Below are 17,896 nucleotides of genomic sequence, written 5' to 3'. Positions count from 1 at the left end.
TTTTCCTAAAACGTATTACTGTGAAGTCGTGACAATCCGCGCAGGATTGCCCACCACGGTTGCGCCCGCAGGGACACTTTTGGTGACCACGGCGCCCATGCCGACAATCGCACCTTTACCAATCACTAAAGGCTGATCGGGGGTGCCCTGCTTAATCATGGCACCTGCGCCAATATAGGCATGGTCATGAATATGAATATTGCCGTTGCATTTTACGCCTGGCGCAAAAGTAACGAAATCCCCAATCACACAATCATGCTCGACATAGCTATATAAATTAGCGTGAAAGCATTTTCCGATTTTAATATTGGTGGTGATGGTGACAAATGGACTTAAGGCTGAACCTTCCGCGATGTGCACTTCATCCATGAAAATGACGTTATCTGCAGAGATTGACCACAATTGAATGCCGTCTGCTTCTAAACGCTGGGCGATTTTTTCTCGTACCCGACTATTGGCAATCGCAATTTGCACGTATTTTGTCGATGCTGATTCATTTAAAAAAGCTTGATAGTTCATGGCAGGATGACCATTCACGACACCAATCTCTGTCAAAGCATCATCAATAAAGACAATTTCAGATTGATCTTGTTCACGCGCCAATTGCTGCCGAGCGACAGGCATTAAACTACGCCCACAACCTGAAGCGCCATAAATTGCATAGAGTGCTGTCATTATTTTTGTTCCGGTGTGCCGGTAAATTTCGTCATGGTCGCTTCTCCTTCGGCACTGATATCATCCTTGGCAATGACTTTTTTCACGGTTTTCAGCATGATTTTGAAATCGAGCCACAGTGACTGATGTTCAACATACCATGTATCGAGTTCGAATTTTTTTTCCCATGAAATCGCATTACGACCATTCACTTGCGCATAACCGGTGATGCCTGGACGCATGTTATGACGTTTGGCTTGTTCTTCATTATATAAAGGTAAATATTCCATGAGTAAGGGACGTGGACCCACGATACTCATGTCGCCTTTAATCACGTTCCACAGTTCAGGCATTTCATCGAGACTGGTTGCACGCAGCATTTTACCAAATGGTGTGAGACGCTCACTGTCGGGTAATGGATTGCCCTCCGTATCCAGTGCATCTTTCATGGTGCGGAACTTAATCATCTCGAACGGTTTACCATGTAAACCCGGACGCACCTGACGAAATAACACTGGTGAACCTAAATTCTTTTTCACCTTACGTGCCACAATAAAATACACCGGTGACAGCAGAATTAAAGCCGTGGAAGCAATGGTGATATCAATAATACGTTTTAACATTGAATTCCTCTGCCCCTTAGTCAAGATCTGTCCAACGTCTATTTACAGATTGACCTGCATTATTCATGTGAATCACTTTGGCATAATTTCCTACAGCCGTAGCATTTTCAGGAATATCTTTCGTCACCACACTACCCGCGCCAATCGTTGAATTATCACCAATCGTAATTGATTCCACGATACAAACATGAGGTCCAATATAAACATTATTACCAATTTTGGCTGCTCGACGACCACCATTGGCACCAATCGTTGTGAATTGAGATAAATTGACGTTATGCCCAAGCTCTGCAGTGGGATTAATAACTAAAGGTCCACCATGTCCAATATATAAGCCATAGCCAATTTTAGTCGTGGTATGAATATCGATCCCATATTGCTTTCTTTTATAATAATAAATGGGATAAGCAAGTTTTGCTAAAAACGTTTTTGAACTGGCAATACGTAACCAAAATGAAAAATTAAAGCCGCGATTAAATAGGTAGTTTTTAATAAACAATTTAAAACTGACTTTTCCCGTATAACGATATAAATCGCTTTTGATGTATTTAATCAACATGCGCCAGACTCTAAATTGATATCGATGATTCCCATTGCAGCAAGCATATGTTTATTCACCTGATGCACATCATATTTATTGACAGCAATTTCACGGGAACGTTGTCCCATAAACTCAATGAGTTTTGGATCTTCAATAAAATATTGCATGCTCTGCACCAAATCATCGACTGACTTTACCCCGACCAAATAACCGTTTACACCGTTTGACACTGTTTCACGGCAACCCGGTGCATCGGTGGTAATGATCGCACGACCCATCGCCATAGCTTCTAATACGGTACGCGGCGTGCCTTCACGATACGATGGCAAGACATAGACTGAGCTTTCTGCAATTGCAGGACGGACATCACTGAGTTTACCCCAATATTTCAGGCGACCATCAGCCATCCATTCATCCAGTTCAGCTTGCGAGATCGCAGATGGATTATCGTCAATCCAACCAACCAAATGAAATTCCGCTTCAGGATACTTTTCTTTGATGATGCGTGCCGATTCAGCATATTCACGCACGCCTTTATCACCCAATAAACGAGCAATCAGTAAGAATGAGGCTTTGACCTGACCTTGCTGATTTTTTGGTAATGGCATGACATCAAAATCTTGTACATTGACGCCTGAACCATTCACTACCGCAGTCGGTTTATTGGCTTCAAGTAAGTGTATGTCTTGGAACAGTTTTAAATCATCAGGATTTTGAAAAAACACTTTGTCGCTATGTTTTAAGGCTTGGGCATATAAGCCATGTACCATTTTTTGGAACAGACTGCGCTTGCCTGATTCCACATTTTGAAAGGCATAGCCAAGACCTGTAATCAACGCAAAACGATGCTGTACTTTGGCAAGCCATGACGCAAGCGTGCCATAAATCACCGGTTTAATGGTATACGACAGCACATAATCAGGCTGAATATGACGAATCTGTTGATACAGGTTTTTCAACAGTTTTAAGTCCGCTAGTGGATTGGTACCCGTGCGTTGCATCGGAATTTCATGTAAGTGATAGCCAAGTGCTTGTAACTTTTTCTGTTCTTCGGGAAAGCTTGCAAAATCAGGTGCCATGATGTGAATTTCATAGCCTTGGGAAGCAATGGCTTCCAATAATTTGCCACGAAAATTCAGTACTGACGGCAAAAAACTACTGATCATTAAAAATTTCATGCCTGTTGGCTCCACACCTGCATATATTGACGGCTGACGGTTGCAATACTGAAATTCTGCTCGACCCGTTCACGCGTTGCTTGTTTTAAGCCTTGTTTTTCTGCCTCGGTTTTTTGTGCATACGCCAAAATCGCATCTGCCAAGGCTTGGGCATTTCTTGGTGGCACAATACTGCCTAAATCCTGCACAATGTATTTGGCATCACCCACATCTGTACTGATACACGGTAAACCCGATGCCATCGCTTCGACTAAGACATTCGGAAAACCTTCCGTAATTGAGGTCATCAGAAATGCATCAATGGATTGATAAAAAGCCGGCATATCTGAAATTTGATCAAGCAAATGGACTTTTTGATGATCTAACTGATATTGCTCAAATAAGGCTTTAACGTCTGGGTTTTCTAAACTGGCGCCTGAACCTGCAATTTTAAAAATAATGTTTTCATTTTTAAGTAAACCCATGGTTTCAAACAAATATGGATAGCCTTTGGCATGTCTATACGTGCCTGCAAAACCGATCATGATCGGTTGATGCAACTGCGCATTCGGCTGAAATTTATCAAGAAATACACCATTGGCAATTACATGTTGATTGGCATTTTTAAAGCCATAATCGCTATGTTGCTGTTTAGATGAATGCGCACAGTAAATAATGGCGTTAGGTTGTTTCGATAAAACTTTACTTAAAGCGAGTGCGATTTTGGTGCTGATCGATTCATCTTTTGGAGATGCCAATGAATGATGAATGCCCCACACCACATTTGGTTTTTGGGCTAAACCGATGACACTGAGACTGGTCAACGCATTGGCATGGTACATCCAACATTGCACTGTTTTTGGTTGTAATTTTTTCAGTAAACCACGCAGTTTTTGAATCGTGCCCAAGGTATTTAGGCCATTCCACTGCAGTGCATAATATGACTGACAACGATCAAGCGTGCTTTGATAGACCTCGGAGGTTTTCATCAAAGCAATAATGACATGCTGATACTGATCTTCAGTATATTGAATCAAACGTGCCAAGATCATCTCAGCACCACCGACGCCTGCAAAGTTGGTGATGACATGCACCATTAAGGGTTTAGTCATGCCTTTGACCCCAACAAATCTCGGTACTGATGCACCACGGTATCTTTATGGAATTGCAAACAATGTTGCTTAAAGTCTTCAGCATCAAACTCGACATAATCATGATACAGCGCTTGATGCATAGCATGACTTAAAGCTTTTTGATCATCACATGGTACCAGTAGACCAAACTGACCGTCTGCCAAAATTTCACGTGGACCACTTGGACAATCCGTACTGACCACTTTGACGTTGGAGGCCAATGCCTGAATCAACACACCCGGTAAACCTTCCCAATTCGAGCTTAAAACAAACAGTGAAGCATATTTAAAATAGGCATATGGATTTGGATCAAATCCTGGTAAATCTACCACGTCGGTTAAATTCAGTTCCTTAATTAAGGCTTCAAATTCAGCACGTAACTCGCCTTCACCTAAAATAATGAGACGAGTTTCAGGATGGATTTGATGTAACTCATGGAAAGCGCGAATCAGCAATCCAAAATTCTTGGCTTCGGTTAAACGACCAACCGCCAACACCACTTGATGACCTTGGCTAAAGAATCGATGTTGTACCGGTGCTTTGAGTTTTTGCAAATAACTACTATCAATCACAGGGTTATAAATGGTGCTGAGATTATCTTCAGCATAATGATAGTACTGCTTAAAATCGTCCAATACACCATTCGATACACAGATCACTTGATCCGCACTGCAATAGGTCCAATTCACCAAACGGTTAAATACAAACTTTTTCAGCCCTGTCAGCTTCATATTTTTTGAGGGTGTCGACACTTCACGTAAAATCAGTTTACTCTGACTTTTCGCCAAACGTTTTGCAATGGCACAGACGATATTGCTATGACTTTGCGTGGCAATCACCGCATCATAAGGTATGGCTTTTAAGAGTTGTTTTAAAGGTTGAATGGCACGAAACACACGCCCGCAATTGAGGTCAATCAGCTGAATTTTAGAGTCGACTTCAGGCAATAATTTGGCTTTTTCTCCACTTAAATCACAGACCACTACATCCACATCGCGCCCCTGCTGTACCAAGTTATTTGCCAGTTGGATCACGGTACGCTCTGCACCGCCACCGCCTAACGTTGGCAAGAAAAACATGACTTTACTCAGCATATAACAACCTAAAATGTGGGGAGAATGAGTTAAGAAGATTTTTGCTGTTGCAATTGCATGGCACGTTCAACACGCTCGCAGTAATCCGTGATGCCGACTAGATCACTATCACTGGCACAGGTGCTTTGAATTTTGGTTTGATAATCGGCAAAGTTTGAGACCACTTTGGCTGGCACACCAATCGCCACACTATTGTCAGGAATATCTTTGGTGACCACTGAACCTGCGCCAATCACTACATTCGAACCAATAGTTACGCCCGGCATAATAATGCTATTGACCCCAATAAATACATGCGAGCCAACTTGAATTGGCGCAAAGCGTTGATAGCGTTTACCTTGTTCATCTTTGACCAAACAAGTACTGCCATCATGAGTAATAAATTTCACGCCTGAAGTGACCGTGACATGATCCCCTATAGAGACTAAAAACGGTTCTGAGCCCCAACTTTTAATATAAATTCGGCAGTTTTCACCGATTTTCACACCCTTTTTACGTGCATATGCCACACTGCCTTTAGCCATAAAATAAGCCAAATCAAACAATTGTCGAAGAGCAGAAACAATAAATGCCATATACATGACCTATGTCAGGTTCTAAAAGGAGGAAAATCATTAGATATTTTACGCTGAAAATGCGCTTGAAGATATGCGTGTGAAAGTCACGTGAACCTTGTTTTAAAGCGCTTTGATTTTTTTGACAGGACTACCGACATAAACCCCAGCATCATCAAGCGGTTTAGACACCAAACTACAGGCACCAATCACACTATTGCTTGGAATATTCACGCCATCCAACACGGTCACGCGTGCACCCAGCCAAATGTTTTCACCAAGGCTCACACCGAGTTTGGTAATCGCATCTTTGACCAAAACATCAGGCTCACCAAACTTATGATTACTCGCAATAATAATGCTTTGTGTGCCAATTCGGGTGTTGTCACCAATGGTTACACCACCACAGCCATTGATATAGGACTTAGAATTAATGCTGACATCTTTGCCAATCATGACTTTGCCACCAAAGCATTTGATGTAGCAGTTTTCACCAATAAAACTATTGTCGGCAATCTCAAGCACTGCACCATTTTCAACAATGAGGCTGACATGATCGCCAATATAGACATTGTTGCCGATCTTGACCTGTCCACTAATATCCACGGTACAGCCTTTGCCGAAATAGCGAAACTTAGTGCCAAAAGCCACATTATAAAATTGCTGACGACATTGTGCAGTGAACCAATTCATCAGTTTTAACAGTTTAAAAAACATCAGTTTTTGTTTCTCCACACCACATATAAAATGGCAAAGTTATAGATGATCAGTGCCACAGGCACCGCCAACAGCATATAAATTCTATCGTCAAATAAAATATATAAACCTGCAAATAATGCAAACTTAATGATCAGTTCCACGATTTGCAGTTTAAACAACACTTGGCTGTTACGTTTGGCAATCAAAAAAGCCGAGCTAGGTGGATTACAGAAAATTGCCCAATAGCCCAAAGCTAAAATTTGGAAATAGCTTGAAATGCCAACCCACTCACTGCCAAAAATCCATAAATACAGTGATTCAGGCAAGATAAAGAAAGTGGCAAATAAAGGCAGAGAAACCAAGCTTAACAGCACACTTGCCTTCAAGACATTTTGATTTGAATCTGTGGTTTTAAACTTACGAATAAAGAATTGACGTAGGGTTTGTGAAATCAGATTGATCGGTACACGCAAAGTCCGCTCGACAATGGCATAGAAACCCATCGCCTGCACACCGACAAAATGCGACAACACATAGTAGGGTAAATTATGCGAGAAACTATTTAACAACGCATGTGGCGTATTAGCATATATAAAATCTTTGTAATGTTTAAATGCCTGCCAACTGACTTGATACAGTTGATACTTCAGCAAATAAACCAACACCGCCACAATCATGAGAATCGAGCTGATGTTATAACTGTTCACCAAACTGATCTGCATGACAAGCGGTAAAGACAGTTGCACCACCACCACAATCGCGCTGCGGAAAATATTTAAACCTGCACAAAAATATTCTTTATGCGCGGAAAATTGATAGTTATATAGGCTTTGAATCAAGGTATTGGCAAGCACACCTGTCGCCACCGCACACCCCATTTCAATATTTAAAATAAAGCTTATGACAATACCACTGACAAGCGCAGTGATAGTTGAGAATACAGCCCCTTCAAAAATCAGGCTTTTTTTATCCTGCTCCTCAGCAACCAATAAAGCTTGATCTAGACGTAAATTCGCCACCGTCGATAAAACACTGACAATGGCTAAAGCAATGCCGTATGCACCAAAATCCGCAACAGAATATAGGCGCGTTAAAACAGGAAGTGCGATAAATGTCATTATCGCACCTGCCAATAAACTTAAGGTGATCAGCCCAATCGACTGATACTTTGCGAATAGTTTCGCAATCATCTGCTCAAGATCATTTCAAGTTATTGACGTACCAACGCATCGCCAGTTGAATGCCTTCGGCAATTTTAAATTCAGGTGCATAGCCCAAATATTGCTGAATTTTGGCAATACTCGCTTGTGAATGACGGACATCACCAGCACGGAAATCACGGTACACCGGATCACGTTCAAAATGCACATCATTTTCCGCAAGTGCTAATTGAATGGCATTGTATAATTCATTCAATGTCGTACGGTCACCGACTGCTACATTGTAAACCTGATTCTTGGCTTCATCCGATGCCGTCGCCGCCAAAATATTGGCTTGCACGGTGTTGTCGATAAAACAAAAATCACGACTGGTTTCACCATCGCCATTAATAAAGACATCTTCACCATTGATCATTGAAGCTGTCCATTTTGGAATCACCGCCGCATAGGCCCCATTTGGATCTTGGCGTTGGCCAAACACATTAAAGTAACGCAGGCCAATGGCTTTAAAACCATAGCTACGGGCAAACACATCGGCATATAGTTCATTGACATATTTGGTCACCGCATAAGGTGACAATGGATTGCCAATATTTTCTTCGACTTTTGGCAATGCAGGATGATCGCCATAGGTTGAGCTACTTGCCGCATAAGTAAAGCTTGCAACAGCGGCATCACGTGCCGCAGTCAGCATATTGAGGAAACCACTGATATTGGTTTCATTGGTGGTGATCGGGTCTGCAATGGAGCGTGGTACTGAACCCAGAGCCGCTTGATGCAAAACATAATCCACACCGGCACAGGCTTTTTGACAATCGGCAAATTGACGGATGTCACCTTCAATAAAGCTGAATTTCGCCCACTGCTCTGTGGTCACAGATGCTTGCACTTCATCTAAATTATACTGATGACCTGTAGCAAAGTTATCTAAACCCACCACAGTTTGATCAAGCTTGAGTAAAGTTTCTAAAAGGTTTGAGCCGATAAAACCTGCAACGCCTGTCACCAGCCATGTTTTTGGCTGCACTTTCAGTTGCTCACATACCTGTTGATATTGATTCATGAAAAATATGTCCTCTTACAAACGCAAATCAGATTCGGCTTGAGATAACACATATTTCAAGTCATACAATACATGTTCAGATTTACCCAAAGCACGGATAGCATCTGCACCCATCGCTTTAAACTGATCATGTGCCACCGCTAAAATCACGGCATCATATTTGCCATTTTCTAAAGTCGAAATTGGCTGAATGCCATATTCATGCTTAGCTTCTTGAGCATCAATCCATGGGTCATAGACATCGGCATCAATATGATATTCTTTGAGTTCATTCACGATATCAATGATGCGGGTATTGCGAATATCGGGGCAGTTTTCTTTAAAGCTGAGACCCAAAATCAGGACTTTGGCATCTTCCACCTGAATGCGTTTTTTTAGCATGGCTTTCACAAGCTGAGTCACCACATACGCACCCATGCCATCATTGAGACGACGACCTGCCAAAATAATTTCAGGATGATAGCCAATCGCTTGGGCTTTATGGGTTAAATAGTACGGATCCACACCGATACAGTGACCACCCACTAGACCCGGACGGAAAGGTAAGAAATTCCATTTCGTGCCAGCCGCTTGCAGCACCGCTTCGGTATCAATGCCCATTTTATTAAAGATCACTGCAAGCTCATTGATCAGCGCGATGTTCACGTCACGTTGGGTGTTTTCAATCACTTTAGCTGCTTCAGCGACTTTGATACTCGCTGCTTTATGGGTACCAGCTTCAATAATCAAGTTATAAACTTCATCGACAAAGTCAGCGACTTCTGGCGTTGAACCTGAAGTGATTTTTAAAATATTGGTGACACGGTGCAATTTATCACCTGGGTTAATACGCTCAGGACTATAACCTGCAAAGAAGTCTTGGTTAAATTTAAGACCTGATGCTTTTTCTAGTTCAGGAATACAGATTTCTTCTGTCGCACCTGGGTATACCGTAGATTCATAGACCACCACATCGCCTTTTTTCAGAACTTGCCCAATACTTTGCGATGCTTTAACAAGTGGGATAAGATCTGGCTGTTTATATTCATCAATTGGTGTTGGCACTGTGACAATATATAAATTACAGTCTTTTAGATCTTCTAAATTCGCACTATAAATCAACTGCGTAGACTGCGCTAACTCTTCTGATGAAACCTCTAATGTATGGTCATGCCCCTTACGCAACTCATCAATGCGTTTTTGATGGATATCAAAGCCCACGACTGGCACTTTTTTACCAAACTCAACAGCGAGCGGTAAACCGACGTAACCCAATCCGATAATGGCAATTTTTAGATTATAGAGATCATACATCTCTGAAGCCTTATATATGCTCTAAAATGGATATTCTACATCATTAATAGTTTGATAAAAATTACTCTTATTAAACTCCTTTAAGTCAGAGAAGTTATACTTTCTGCATTTAAAACATAAAGATAGCTTGGTTAAGATATATTTATTGTTTTAATTGGTATAAAATGTCGCTTAACTTTATTTAGTTAAGTTAAGATTAATTTTTGAATAATCATAAATGTATACAATATAGGAATACGAGTGAGTCACTATCGTTATAGTTTGCTGTTGGCATTAAGTTTAAGCTTTACAGGATGTGCTGTTACCTCAGGTCTTCAAACCTATGACTTACCTGAAGAAGGTGTTTTTCAGACGGATTTGGGCACTCAAGTCAATGTCATCAAACTCACTCAAGAGTCCCTTTTTGCTGTTCAACCTGCACAAGTCAATGTTCACCAAGATTTGGGACATTTGTTTCTACAAAATCAAAAACAATATCTACTCAGTGCTGGTGACGTATTATCCATTTATCTATGGGCATATCCAGAAATTACACCGCCCACCAATACCATTAATAATGAAGAAGCCATTAAATCTAACGGCTATCAAATCGACTCTCGTGGGTATATTCAATTTCCGATTATTGGACGTTATAAAGCGGCTGGCAAAAGTTTAGATCAAGTGAATCAAGAACTTCGTCAGTTACTTGCCCGTTATTTAAAAACACCTGATGTCATCGCTCGAGTTTTGTCTTACCAAGGTCAACGTTATTCAGTACAGGGCAATGTCATGAAAGGTGGTCAATATACACTAAATGATCAACCCACCAGTATCTATACGGCGCTTGGCTTAGCTGGTGGCGTCAACACACAATTTGGTGCGAATACATCGATTAGCCTCGTTCGAAATGGTCAAACTTATAATTTAAATTCGATTGAACTTGAGAAAGCAGGGTTTTCGCTACACAATCTTTTGGTGCAAGCTAACGATACGATTTATGTCAACTCTCGCGAAAACCAAAAAATCTATGTCATGGGTGAGTCAGGTAAAAACCAGTCCCTGCCGATGCGTGATCAAGGCATGACTTTGAGTGATGTGATTGGGGAGAGCTTAGGCCTGAATCCATTGTCAGCAAGCAGCAGTAAAATTTACGTCGTTAGAAGTCAAAGTGACTCACCGATGACTGAAATCTTCCATATGGATCTGTCTAGCATTGCTAATTTTGGTCTCGCCAATCAGTTTAAAATGCAAAGTAATGATATTGTCTATGTTGATGCAACGGGTCTAACGCGCTGGCAACGTGTAGTTAACCAGGTGATTCCTTTCTCCAATGCTTTATATAATTTAGATCGTTTGGGGAATTAATGAATTTTAAAAATATCTTAGTGGTCTGTATTGGAAATATCTGTCGAAGCCCCATGGCAGAGTATTTCCTAAAAGATGCATACCCTGATCGAAAAATTCACTCTGCTGGTATTTCTGGTCTAGTTGGTCATCCAGCAGATGATAAAGCATTACAATGTATGCAAAACTTCGGTATAAATATGCAAGATCATGTGGCGCGTAAACTGAATGCTGAATTGGTCAAAAATGCGGATTTGATTCTTGTCATGAGCCAGAACCAACAGAAGCATATCGAACAAACATGGCCATACGCAAAAGGAAAAACCTTTCGCTTGGGGCACTGGCGTGAAAAAAATATTGCGGATCCCTATCAACACGATCAAGCATTCTTTAATGACACCTGTCAGTTGATTCAGAATTGTATCGCTGATTGGAAAAAACACCTTTAATATTTTGAATAAAGATTATGAGTCAAACCGCGAATACCGAAGATACAATTGATTTAAAAGAATTATTTTTTTCATTAATCGCACAATGGAAATTGATTGCCTTATGTGTGATTTTGAGTCTGGTCTGTGCCCTACTCTACTTACGTACAACACCAGATACTTATTCTGTAGATGCTTTGGTTCAAGTTGAAGAAAGCAAAGGTGCCTCTGCAGCACTTTTGGGTGATCTATCAAGTATGATTGAGCAGAAACAACCTGCTCAAGCAGAAATTGAAATCCTGAAATCTCGATTAGTCCTCGGCTCAGTGATCAATCAATTGAATCTTGATTTGAAAATTGAAGGAACTCAAAACTCATTTTTCGATCGGTTGTTTGCACCACATGACTATTCGACCAACTATTCACGTCAATCTGTAATTTTTAACGATGACGAACAATCTTTTGCGATTCCCCATTTCCATGTTCCTCAGAAATTTCGTGACCGTGCATTGGCACTTAATTTTACTGAGAAACAATTTACCCTGACGGATATAAAAACCGAAGAAGTGGTGCTAAAAGGTTCAGTAAACCAACTCAATCAAAGCTCTACCCGTGATGGCGTATGGAAAGTTGAGATTCGCACACAAGATCAACTGAATGACGGCTATCTCATCACCAAACAATCTTTACCAGCTGCGATGAAATCACTTTTGGCCAACTATTCAGTGGCTGAAAAAGGGAAAATGACTGGAGTTCTAGGGCTAAACTATCAAGGTCAAGACAAAGAACATATTACAAAAGTCCTGAACACGATTTTAAATGCGTATAGTCAGCAAAATGTAGAACGACGTTCTGCTGAAACAGCTCAAACATTGAAATTCTTGGATGAACAACTCCCAGAACTAAAACAACAACTGGATGTCGCCGAACGTGAATTTAACAAATTCCGTCAAGGCTTTAATACGGTTGATGTCACCAAAGAATCTGAATTGTATTTAACACAAAGCGTTGCTTTAGAAACACAAAAAGCTGAACTTGAGCAAAAAGTGGCTGAAGCGGGTGCGAAATACACCAATGAACATCCAATCATGCAACAAATGAACGCTCAACTTGGTGCGATCAATAAAAAAATCAATGAATTGGATGGCACCTTAAAACAACTCCCAGACTTGCAACGTCGCTATCTACAGTTATTCCGTGAAGTTGAAGTCAAACAACAGTTGTATACAGCTTTGCTGAATTCGTACCAACAACTTCGTATTGCGAAAGCGGGGGAAATTGGCAATGTTCGTATTGTTGATACGGCCGTAGAACCAATTGAACCAATTAAACCCAAGAAACTGATTGTTTTAGTGTTATCGATATTTGTTGGCGGTTTCCTCGGGACACTTCTGGCGCTGTTACGTAATATGATGCGTTCAGGCATCAAAGATTCTAGTCAAATTGAAAATGAATTAGATCTACCGGTTTATGCAACAGTACCGCGTTCGCCAGTACAAGAAAGCCGAATTAAGATGCTGAAAAAGCATAAGAAAATCCCAATTCTTGCCATTAAGAACAGCGATGATATTGCGATTGAAAGTTTACGCAGTATGCGCACGGCGATTCATTTTGCGCTGAGTTCAGCTCGAAATAATGTGATTATGATTTCTGGTCCTGCACCTGAAGTGGGTAAATCATTTATTTCAACCAATTTAGCAACAATATTAGCGCAAGCCGACAAACGTGTTTTGATTATTGATGCTGACTTACGTCGTGGTTATCTACACAAATATTTCAATATTGAAACACAGCCAGGTTTGACTGATTACATGACTGATCAGCACTCTCTACAAAATATTATTCGAGACACTGAAGTCTCTGGTTTAAGTGTGATCACTCGTGGTAAGAGTCCGAGCAATCCATCTGAGATGTTGAGTTCTGAAAAATTCAAACAGTTGCTTGAACAGCTTTCAACACAGTTTGATCATGTGATCATTGACACGCCACCTATACTTGCGGTGACTGACGGTATTATCATTTCGCAATATGCAGGTGTAAATCTGGTCATTGCTCGCTATGCGAAGACACAAATGAAAGAACTCGAAATCACAGTCAATCGTTTCGAACAAGCCGGTGTGAAAGTAAATGGCTTTATTTTAAATGACATTCAACGTAGTGCTGGCGGTTATGGTTACGGATATGGCTATAACTATGCGTATGCATATAAAGCATCAAAGGACAATGATTAATTATTGTTGAATAAAAGCCTGATCTATTCAGGCTTTTTTTATGCCGATCAAACACTTTATATTTGTGAAATTTTGTTGATTTCATTGAAATTCTATATCGCTGAAAGTGAATTGACGCTATGCTGTTTTGGTTCCGCGATTTTAGAATGTCGCACAGATAATTGAAAAAAATTGGAAATCTCATGAGTAAAGCTTTACCCATCGCTGTTGCTGTCGTTTTAGGCGGTGCTGCGCTCGTCCCTGTTTATTATGCAAGTCAACATCCAACATCTGCGACAGTTTCTAGCATGACTGCTGATGCAAAACCGATTGATAAAATCAGTTATGCACTGGGTTATGAAGTTGCCAGCCAAACTCCTCCTGAAGTTGCCATTGATCCGTTTATTGTCGGTGTCCGTGAAGCGCATGCTAAAAAAGAACGTGCCTATACCGATGAAGAACTACAAACTGCTTATGTGGCTTTACAAAAAGAATTAGAAGAAAAGAAAGTCGAAGACTCTAAAGCTGCCAATGCACAAAGCAATAGCTTCCTTGCTGAAAATGCAAAAAAACCGAATGTTAAAACAACTGCTTCTGGTTTGCAGTATCTCGTCAGCAAAGAAGGTACAGGCAAACAACCTGCTGCAAACTCCGTGGTTAAAGTGCATTACACCGGTAAATTACTTGATGGCAAAGTCTTTGATAGCTCGGTTGAACGTGGTGAACCGATTGAATTTCCGTTGAATCAGGTCATCCCTGGATGGACCGAAGGCCTACAATTGATGAAGGAAGGCGGTAAAGCAACCTTATATATTCCATCGAATCTGGCTTATGGTGAACAGGGTGTTCCTGGTACGATTCCACCAAACAGCACACTCATTTTTGATGTTGAATTAATCGAAGTCAAATAAGTTAATCAAAAGGAGAGCCTTCAGCTCTCCTTTTTTGGATTTGAATGATGAAAAAAATCTCTATATTAAGCAGTCTGATGATCCTCAGCTCTGGCTCATTTGCGGCAAACATTAGCAATAAAAGTACTGAAAAAGATCAGCTCGGATATAGCTATGGCTATGTGATGGGACGCACTAATGCGGATACATTAAAAGATATTAATTTGGATGCCTTTATTGAAGGATTGAAACAAGGCTCAACCGGTCAAAAATCGAGTTTAACCGATCAAGAAATGGCGCAGGCTTTAACCAAATACAAAAAGCAAAGCGAATCGAAACAGCTGATTGAATTTCAAAAATTAGCTGCAGAAAATTTAAAATCTGGGCAGCAATTTTTACAAGAGAATGCCAAGAAAGCAGGCATTGTCACACGACCAACAGGGCTGCAATATCAAGTGATTCAGCAAGGTCAAGGCAAAACACCTAAAGCGACGTCAAAAGTGAAAGTTCATTATGAAGGGCGTTTGATCGATGGGACGGTATTCGATAGTTCGATCGCGCGTAATCAAGCGGTTGAATTCCAAGTGAGTCAAGTCATTCCGGGTTGGACTGAAGGCTTACAACTCATGAAGGAAGGTGCCAAATACCGCTTCTTTATTCCTGCTGATTTGGCCTATGGTGAGATCGGTTCAGGCGATGCGATAGAGCCGAACAGCACCTTAATCTTTGATGTCGAACTTTTAAAAGTTTTGCCTTAATGTTCACATAACTTATAAAAAACATCGCGGAAGCGATGTTTTTTTATGTTTTTATTGAGAGTCTGTTTGAAGCATTAGCCGTGTTTTAACTGTCTTGGTCTAAAGCCAGTCGCAAATAAACCCATTACATAGGCAACCACACCTAATACACAAAGAGCAAGCACTTCAAATACACGAATCCACGGCGCTACATCTGGGTTATACCAGCTTAGGCCATACCATAGGGCTGCGATCATCACGGCGTTGCCCACCATAAATTGGAAAAATAACTTTTTCCAGTGCGGACCAAATCGGAATATTTCACGCTTGTGTAAATAGAAATATAGCATCCCTGCATTGACTAAAGCAGAACCTGTAGATGACAACGCCAATGCCATATGGAGTTCTTCCCAGCCCATCCATTTGAAGATACCAATAAAAACCACATTGAGAATGGCATTGGCTGCAACGGCCATTAGGCCAACACGTACTGGGGTTTTGGTATCTTGAATCGCATAAAATCCAGGAGCAAAGACTTTAATCAACATAAATGCCAAAACACCACCACTCATACATTGTAATGCCAAAGCGGTCATTTCTGTCGCTCGTGCATCAAAAGCACCGTGTTGGAACAGCGCTTGAATAATCGGTGTAGACAACATAAATAAAGCGATACTGGCTGGGATACCAGCAAATACGATGACACGTGCAGCCCAATCTAACATGGTCTTAAATTTAGTTTGATCCTGTTCAGCTTTACGCGCAGAGAGTGCAGGCAGAATCACCGTTCCAATGGCTACACCAATTAAGCCCAAAGGCAATTCGGTCATCCGTTCTGCAGTATAAAGCCATGACACAGAACCATTTTGCATAAAAGACGCCCAAATGGTATTGAGCAGCAAATTAATTTGTGTGACTGAAACCCCAAACAGTGCAGGCAACATTAGTTTTAAAATACGCTCGACACCTTCGTGCTTAAAATCAACTTTGGGTGGGATCAGGAGTTTTTTGCGCCACAGTTCCGGAATTTGTAGGGCTAATTGCAAAATGCCAGCAAACACCACTGCCCAACCCAATGCCATAATGGGTGTTTCCATATGTGGAGATAACCACAAAGCCCCTGCAATCATAGCAATATTCAACAATACTGGCGCGAATGCCGGTGTGGTGAACGAGCCATAACTGTTTAAGATACTGCTAGCAAATGCCGTCAGCGACATAAACATCAGGTAGGGAATGGTGAGACGGAATAAGTCGACTGATAAATCAAATTTGGCTGCATCGGCATGAAATCCTGGCGCATAAACATACAATATCGCAGGTGCAACAATCATACACAGCAAAGTTAATGCAGTCATCACGGTCAGCAAACATCCAAATACCCGACTAATTAGGATCTGAACTTCAGCATGGAGTTTGGTGGTTTTATATTCTGTGAGAACAGGAATAAATGCTTGGGAAAATGCACCTTCGGCAAAAAGACGCCTAAAAAAGTTGGGAATACGAAACGCTACGACAAAAGTATCGAAGTCTTTACCTGCCCCGAACACATTTAACAGCACCATGTCTCGAATAAGCCCCATGACACGAGACAACATGGTCATTGCACTCACAATAAAGGTGGATCGCCAAAGCGCCATCATATTCACCACTTAAAAAGATTGACGATATTGTAATAAAACTTCGCTTTTAAATTGTTATTTCATTCGACAAAACATCACATTTTTCGTTGTTTTAATTGATCTCTAAAATAAGCCCATTGAAAATGCGGTCCTGGATCGGTCTTTCGTCCAGGTGCAATATCTGAATGCCCTGCGATATGACTTTTAATTTTAGGATAAGCGTGTTGAAGTGTTGCCACGACCTCAACTAAAGCTTGGTATTGTTGTTCCGTAAAATCTTGATCATCACTACCCTCGAGTTCAATGCCAATCGAATAATCATTGCATTCTGGATTTGCCATATACGTAGAGCGTCCCGCATGCCAAGCACGGTCTTTAAAGTTAACAAACTGTAAAATTTCGCCTGACCTTGAAATCAATAAATGTGCTGAGACCTGCATCCCTTCAATGGTTTTAAAATAAGGATGTTCATTCCAATCTAGTTTATTTTGGAAAAACTGCTCAATATAGCCTCCTCCAAACTGTGAGGGCGGTAAGCTAATATTGTGGATGACCACCAGTTGAATGTCAGTATGGTCTGGTCTTTGATTAAAATTTGGTGAAGCAATAAATCTTGCACCTTGTAATACACCATCTACCACTTGAAGCTTGGGTACATTCGACATGTGTGATCTCAATCCGTGTTTGCAACTTATGACAATTCATCCACGCTCAT

Annotated in this window: 18 protein-coding genes; 5 read left to right on the top strand and 13 right to left on the bottom strand. The window is 41.0% G+C overall.

From position 1 onward, the window contains the following. Window positions 1–15: 15 nt before the first annotated feature. The 11 genes from AC1M83_RS10960 to tviB all read right to left on the bottom strand — a co-directional run bounded on the left by AC1M83_RS10960 (window position 16) and on the right by tviB (window position 9,971). Window positions 16–675, bottom strand: a complete 660-nt coding sequence (locus AC1M83_RS10960; RefSeq protein ID WP_481590672.1) for an acetyltransferase — start codon at window positions 673–675, stop codon at window positions 16–18. Continuing rightward, window positions 675–1,277: a sugar transferase gene (locus AC1M83_RS10955; RefSeq protein WP_481590671.1), complete on the bottom strand. Its 603-nt coding sequence runs from the start codon at window positions 1,275–1,277 to the stop codon at window positions 675–677. The genes AC1M83_RS10960 and AC1M83_RS10955 overlap by 1 nt, the downstream gene beginning before the upstream one ends. 16 nt (window positions 1,278–1,293) lie before the next feature. Continuing rightward, the gene (locus AC1M83_RS10950) at window positions 1,294–1,836 is read right to left on the bottom strand and encodes a serine O-acetyltransferase (protein ID WP_104498391.1); all 543 of its coding nucleotides are present in this window, start codon (window positions 1,834–1,836) and stop codon (window positions 1,294–1,296) included. After that, entirely contained in the window at window positions 1,830–2,996 is a 1,167-nt protein-coding gene (locus AC1M83_RS10945) for a glycosyltransferase family 4 protein (protein ID WP_481590670.1), read from the bottom strand. The genes AC1M83_RS10950 and AC1M83_RS10945 overlap by 7 nt, the downstream gene beginning before the upstream one ends. After that, window positions 2,993–4,087 carry a glycosyltransferase gene (locus AC1M83_RS10940; RefSeq protein ID WP_481590669.1) on the bottom strand — a complete coding sequence of 365 codons (1,095 nt, stop codon included), beginning with the start codon at window positions 4,085–4,087 and terminating at the stop codon, window positions 2,993–2,995. The genes AC1M83_RS10945 and AC1M83_RS10940 overlap by 4 nt, the downstream gene beginning before the upstream one ends. Then, on the bottom strand, window positions 4,084–5,202 hold the full coding sequence (locus AC1M83_RS10935; protein WP_481590668.1) for a glycosyltransferase: 1,119 nt from the start codon (window positions 5,200–5,202) through the stop codon (window positions 4,084–4,086). The genes AC1M83_RS10940 and AC1M83_RS10935 overlap by 4 nt, the downstream gene beginning before the upstream one ends. Window positions 5,203–5,231: 29 nt before the next feature. Beyond that, entirely contained in the window at window positions 5,232–5,777 is a 546-nt protein-coding gene (locus AC1M83_RS10930) for an acyltransferase (RefSeq protein ID WP_481590667.1), read from the bottom strand. A 102-nt stretch (window positions 5,778–5,879) separates the two neighbouring features. Then, complete coding sequence (locus AC1M83_RS10925) at window positions 5,880–6,473, bottom strand: acyltransferase (protein ID WP_481590666.1); 594 nt, start codon at window positions 6,471–6,473, stop codon at window positions 5,880–5,882. Next, window positions 6,473–7,645 carry a lipopolysaccharide biosynthesis protein gene (locus AC1M83_RS10920; RefSeq protein ID WP_481590665.1) on the bottom strand — a complete coding sequence of 391 codons (1,173 nt, stop codon included), beginning with the start codon at window positions 7,643–7,645 and terminating at the stop codon, window positions 6,473–6,475. Before AC1M83_RS10920 ends, AC1M83_RS10925 begins: the two co-directional genes overlap by 1 nt. Before the next feature lie 10 nt (window positions 7,646–7,655). Next, a complete protein-coding gene (locus AC1M83_RS10915) occupies window positions 7,656–8,678 on the bottom strand; it encodes an NAD-dependent epimerase/dehydratase family protein (RefSeq protein WP_481590664.1) in 1,023 nt (340 codons plus the stop codon). 15 nt (window positions 8,679–8,693) lie between these two features. Beyond that, the gene (gene tviB, locus AC1M83_RS10910; RefSeq protein ID WP_481590663.1) at window positions 8,694–9,971 is read right to left on the bottom strand and encodes a Vi polysaccharide biosynthesis UDP-N-acetylglucosamine C-6 dehydrogenase TviB; all 1,278 of its coding nucleotides are present in this window, start codon (window positions 9,969–9,971) and stop codon (window positions 8,694–8,696) included. A gap of 240 nt (window positions 9,972–10,211) precedes the next feature. Here tviB and AC1M83_RS10905 point away from each other — a divergent pair, with 240 nt between their 5' ends. The 5 genes from AC1M83_RS10905 (at window position 10,212) to bamJ (AC1M83_RS10885) (ending at window position 15,580) form a co-directional block, all read left to right on the top strand. Next, window positions 10,212–11,315, top strand: coding sequence for a polysaccharide biosynthesis/export family protein (locus tag AC1M83_RS10905; protein ID WP_481590662.1), 1,104 nt, complete (start codon window positions 10,212–10,214; stop codon window positions 11,313–11,315). Continuing rightward, on the top strand, window positions 11,315–11,743 hold the full coding sequence (locus AC1M83_RS10900) for a low molecular weight protein-tyrosine-phosphatase (protein ID WP_481590661.1): 429 nt from the start codon (window positions 11,315–11,317) through the stop codon (window positions 11,741–11,743). Before AC1M83_RS10905 ends, AC1M83_RS10900 begins: the two co-directional genes overlap by 1 nt. 17 nt (window positions 11,744–11,760) lie before the next feature. Further along, window positions 11,761–13,953 (top strand): polysaccharide biosynthesis tyrosine autokinase, encoded by a 2,193-nt coding sequence (locus AC1M83_RS10895; protein WP_481590660.1) that lies wholly within the window; start codon window positions 11,761–11,763, stop codon window positions 13,951–13,953. A 182-nt stretch (window positions 13,954–14,135) separates the two neighbouring features. Further along, the gene (bamJ, locus tag AC1M83_RS10890) at window positions 14,136–14,843 is read left to right on the top strand and encodes a BamJ family beta-barrel-assembly machinery protein (RefSeq protein ID WP_035267750.1); all 708 of its coding nucleotides are present in this window, start codon (window positions 14,136–14,138) and stop codon (window positions 14,841–14,843) included. Window positions 14,844–14,890: 47 nt separating this feature from the next. Next, window positions 14,891–15,580: a BamJ family beta-barrel-assembly machinery protein gene (gene bamJ / locus AC1M83_RS10885; RefSeq protein ID WP_481590659.1), complete on the top strand. Its 690-nt coding sequence runs from the start codon at window positions 14,891–14,893 to the stop codon at window positions 15,578–15,580. Window positions 15,581–15,654: 74 nt separating this feature from the next. Here bamJ (AC1M83_RS10885) and murJ read toward each other — a convergent pair whose 3' ends face one another. After that, a complete protein-coding gene (gene murJ / locus AC1M83_RS10880; protein ID WP_481590711.1) occupies window positions 15,655–17,208 on the bottom strand; it encodes a murein biosynthesis integral membrane protein MurJ in 1,554 nt (517 codons plus the stop codon). Window positions 17,209–17,276: 68 nt separating this feature from the next. Beyond that, window positions 17,277–17,846: a 1,6-anhydro-N-acetylmuramyl-L-alanine amidase AmpD gene (ampD, locus tag AC1M83_RS10875; protein WP_481590658.1), complete on the bottom strand. Its 570-nt coding sequence runs from the start codon at window positions 17,844–17,846 to the stop codon at window positions 17,277–17,279. Window positions 17,847–17,896: the final 50 nt, after the last annotated feature.

This window comes from Acinetobacter sp. 25-47-130 (assembly GCF_056779705.1).
The sequence above is the reverse complement of the archived record's forward strand: the minus strand, read 5'-3'. Positions and strand labels throughout refer to the sequence as shown.